General features: G+C 69.8%; 2 protein-coding genes. Both read right to left on the reverse strand.

Going from position 1 to position 4,144, the window contains the following annotated elements; all coding sequences use genetic code 11:
* On the reverse strand, positions 1 to 2,377 hold a 2,377-nt coding region (locus KILIM_RS21585), incomplete at its 3' end, for a DNA gyrase/topoisomerase IV subunit A (RefSeq protein ID WP_006594889.1).
* 189 nt (positions 2,378 to 2,566) lie between these two features.
* A complete protein-coding gene (locus KILIM_RS21590) occupies positions 2,567 to 4,015 on the reverse strand; it encodes a hypothetical protein (protein WP_157551890.1) in 1,449 nt (482 codons plus the stop codon).
* Between the last annotated feature and the right edge of the window lie 129 nt (positions 4,016 to 4,144).

Genomic DNA, 4,144 nt, shown 5'->3' on the forward strand with positions numbered 1-4,144 from the left:
CGGCCGGGACCGTGCGGGCCACTCCGCTGGCGGCGGCCGCCTTGGGCGCGGGGCCGACCCACCCGAGCACGAGCGCATCCTCGCCGCGCAGGAAGCGGTGACAGCGCACCCCTCCGGTTGCGCGGCCCTTGCCGGGATACTCGGCGAACGGCGTCGCCTTGATCGACGCGCCGGTCGTGCCGGTGCCCGCGACCGTGACGACGACAGGATCGGTGGCGGGGTCGACCGCGCCGAACCAGAGCGCTTGGGCGCCGGCCGCGAGCTTGATGCCCGCCATGCCGCCAGCGGCTCGGCCCTGCGGGCGCACCTTGTCGGCGCCGAAGTGCAGCAGCTGCGCGTCGCTCGTGACGAAGACGAGTTCTTCGGTGCCGGTAGCCAATTCGATGGCGCCGACCACTCGGTCTGCAGGCTTGAGGGTGATCGCCTCCCACTCGTCCCGGCCGGCCGGGACGTCGGTGGTGACCCGCTTGACGACGCCGGCTGCCGTGCCGAGCGCCAACCCGGGGGAGTCGGGCGCCAGCGACATGATCGTCAGCGGCTCCTCGCCCTTGCCCAACTCCACGAAGGCCGACAGCGGCACGCCTCCGGAGAGATTGGGTGCGCCGTGCGTCGGCGGCAGCGTCGGTAGGTCGAGCGCCGGCAGCCGCAGCACCCGACCGGCCGTGGTGACGAGGGCGAACTCCCCGCGGACGGTCGTCGGGACGACAGCCAGGATCGCGTCGTGCTTGGCGCGTTTGCCGTCGCTGCTCAGCGGTTCGGTGTCGGTGGTGCGAGCCAGCAATCCGGTGGTCGACAGGAGCACGAGGCACGGGTCGTCGCCGACCTCCAGCGGGATGCCCGCCGACTTACCCGCCGCACCGCTTGGAGCCGGGCCGGCGGACTCCAGCAGCACCGTCCGGCGCGGGGTGCCGAGCTTCTCCGCGACCTCCTGCAGCTCGGTGCGCACGAGGCCGCGCAACAGCGACTCGTCGGCGAGCAGCTCACGCAGCTGCGCGATCTGCTCCTGCAGCTGCGACTGCTCGGTCTCCAGCTCGAGGCGGCTGAACTTCGTCAGGCGCCGTAGCTGCAGCTCCAGGATGTAGTTGGCCTGCGCCTCGGTGAGCGCGAAGACGTCCATGAGGCGCGCGCGCGCCGTGGCGGTGTCGTCGCTGGAGCGGATGAGCTGGATGACCTCGTCGATCGAGAGGATCGCGATGAGCAGACCCTCGATGAGGTGCAGCCGCTCCTCGCGCTTGCGCAGCCGGTGTTCGCTGCGGCGGCGCACGACCCCGATGCGGAAGTCGATGTAGACGGCCAGCAGCTCGCGCAGCCCCAGGGTGCGGGGCTGGCCGTCGACGAGGGTGACGTTGTTGATGCCGAAGCTGTCTTCCAGCGGGGTCAGCTTGTAGAGCTTCTCGAGCACCGCCTCGGGGTTGAAGCCGTTCTTGATCTCGATGACCAGGTGCAGGCCGCGCTTGCCGTCGGTGAGGTCTTGCAGGTCGCTGATGCCCTGCAGCTTCTTGGACCGCACCAGCTCCTGGATCTTCGTCGTCACCTTCTCCGGGCCCACGAGGTAGGGCAGTTCGGTGACGACGATGCCCTTGCGGCGCGGGGTGACGTTCTCGATGCGGCAGGTTGCGCGGGTACGGAAGGTGCCGCGACCGCTCTCGTAGGCGTCGCGGATGCCCTCGAGGCCGACGATGCGGCCGCCGCCGGGCAGGTCGGGGCCGGGCACGAACCGCATGAGGTCGGCCAGGGTGGCCTCGGGGTGGTCGATGAGGTGGCAGGCCGCGCCGACGACCTCCGTGAGGTTGTGCGGGGGCATGTTGGTGGCCATGCCGACGGCGATGCCGGCGGCACCGTTGACCAGCAGGTTCGGGTACGCGGCGGGCATGACCGCGGGCTGCATGAGCTGGTCGTCGTAGTTCGGCACGAAGTCGACGGTGTTCTCGTCGAGGCTCGTGACCATCGGCAGGGCGGCCGCCGCCATCCGCGCCTCGGTGTACCGCGAGGCCGCCGGGCCGTCGTCGAGGGAGCCGAAGTTGCCGTGCCCGTCGACGAGGTTCAGGCGCATGGTGAACGGCTGGGCCATCCGCACGAGCGCGTCGTAGATCGCGCCGTCGCCGTGCGGGTGGTACTTACCCATGACGTCACCGACGATGCGGCTGGACTTCACGTGGCCGCGGTCGGGCCGCAGCCCCATCTCGTGCATCCCGAACAGGATTCGCCGCTGCACCGGCTTCAGGCCGTCGCGCGCATCGGGCAGCGCCCGGGAGTAGATGACCGAGTAGGCGTATTCGAGGAACGCCCCCTGCATCTCCTCCTCGACGTCGATGTCGACGATCCGCTCCTCGAAGTCCTCCGGGAGCGTGGGCTCGCTGCTGCGCCTACGTGCCATGGGTGCGTGCGCGTCCTCTCGTTGGGCTGTGGCCGGACCCCTCATCCTCGCCGATCAGCACAGCAACTGAGCACGCGGCACGCGGAACCCCTCCCCTCCACCCGCCGAAAGTCACACCTTGGGGCGAGCTTCAGAGAATCGGCTCTGGATGTCGCCGCGAACTGTGCCTCTCGGCGGTGGGTAGCTGAGTCAGGATTCGCACCAGTATTCCGGCCGGGCCACAAAGTGAGCCTCGCCGGCGTCGTTCGGGACGACAGTAGCCACTTCGAGCTTCAATTCTTGGGCGGGCGACGTCGGGTCCTGGTAACGGAGGGTCCACGCTGGCCACTGGCTGGCGACGTATCCCAGCGGCGCCCGCGAGACGACGGCGGTTCGGCGGGGTTGGTCTCGGCGAGCGAGGTCCATCGCGGCCTCGCGGGGCGTGTTGCCCCAGCCTTGGGCATCGGTGTCGAACACCGAGAGCGCGGGGCACACGTGCGAGAGGTCGCTGCCCAAGTACATGCCGTCGGGGTCGACGACGCGCAGATCTACAAAAGCCGATCGGTCGTCACTGCAGGAGAGTCGAGCGGTGCCTGGTGTGATCTGCTCAGTCAGCGTGGCCCCGGTTGCGCCGATGGGCCGGGCGCTGCCCGCGCCATTGCGGGTCTCCCAGTTCAAGGCCCATTCCTTGCTCGACGTGGACCGGAAGACGACACCCTCAGCGCGGGCACGGACCGTCGTGGTCGACGCCTGGAGGCGCCCGTCGGCGCAGCTGACGTCGACGATGTCGGGTGTTTCGGCCGGCACCGTTCCCTGGGGCGCGTAGGTCGGTTCGCCAGTGTCGGGGACATTGCCGCGCATGCAGATCCAGTTCGGTGAGGCCTCGAAGCGGTCCGCCGCAAGCCGACGAACACTGATGGCGTATGCCACGGGCGCCGTTCCCGCAATCGCGGTCGAGGAGTCGATCGTCCACGTCTGTTGTGCCGACCCGACATAACCGATGGGTGCCCGCCCAATGGCCAGCAGCGACCTCCCGCTCAGCCCCATGGACGCTGCGAGGTCTTCGACCGCCTCGCGGCGCGTCGAGGCCACGCTCGGAGCAATGGCCCAACTTGCTGCCCCGATCCCGCCCGCACAGATCAGATTGGTGCGCTCGCCCATCCAGGACCCGGTGGGATCGACGACCTCGAGAGCCGCCTCGCTCATGGTCTCGTTTCCGTCGACGCTGCAAGTGAGGGTGAGCTTGGCCGGCTCGGCAGCCACCACGAGGTCTTGCGTGCCCGCGGCGACCGCCGTGCCACCCTCGTCCCAACCGACATTCGTCCTCTTGGCGCGGGTGGTCCACCGCAGGTGCACGCCGTCGTGCTGCGCCTGCACGACGGGCGTCGCGATGCGGATCTTGCCATCGGCGTCGCATGTGACCTCGCCGACGTTGGGACCGGTCACGGTCTCTGGCCCCATCGGATCGACGACGAACTCAGCGGCCGAGACGGGCACGGCCGGTGCGGCAGCTGAGTTCGTCAGCGCCTCCGCGCCGTGGTCCGGCCGCTGCACGCGTGTCAGGGCGGCGACCCCCAGCCCGAGACAGACGGCGAGGGTCGCGGCGAGCACGGGGACCACCCACGAGGGGCGCCGCCGCGCCGAAGGCTTCACGTTCACGTTCACGTTCTCCTCTCCGGGGTCGGGGCGCGGGCCCGCATCATTGCGCATATCTCGTCAACCTCCTGGACCGGCGCTTTGGTTGCACGCGCCGCTACGGGCCACCCCTAAGAGCTGTTGGGCTGGAGA

The organism is Kineosphaera limosa NBRC 100340 (assembly GCF_000298215.1).
GTDB classification, from domain to species: Bacteria; Actinomycetota; Actinomycetes; order Actinomycetales; family Dermatophilaceae; genus Kineosphaera; species Kineosphaera limosa.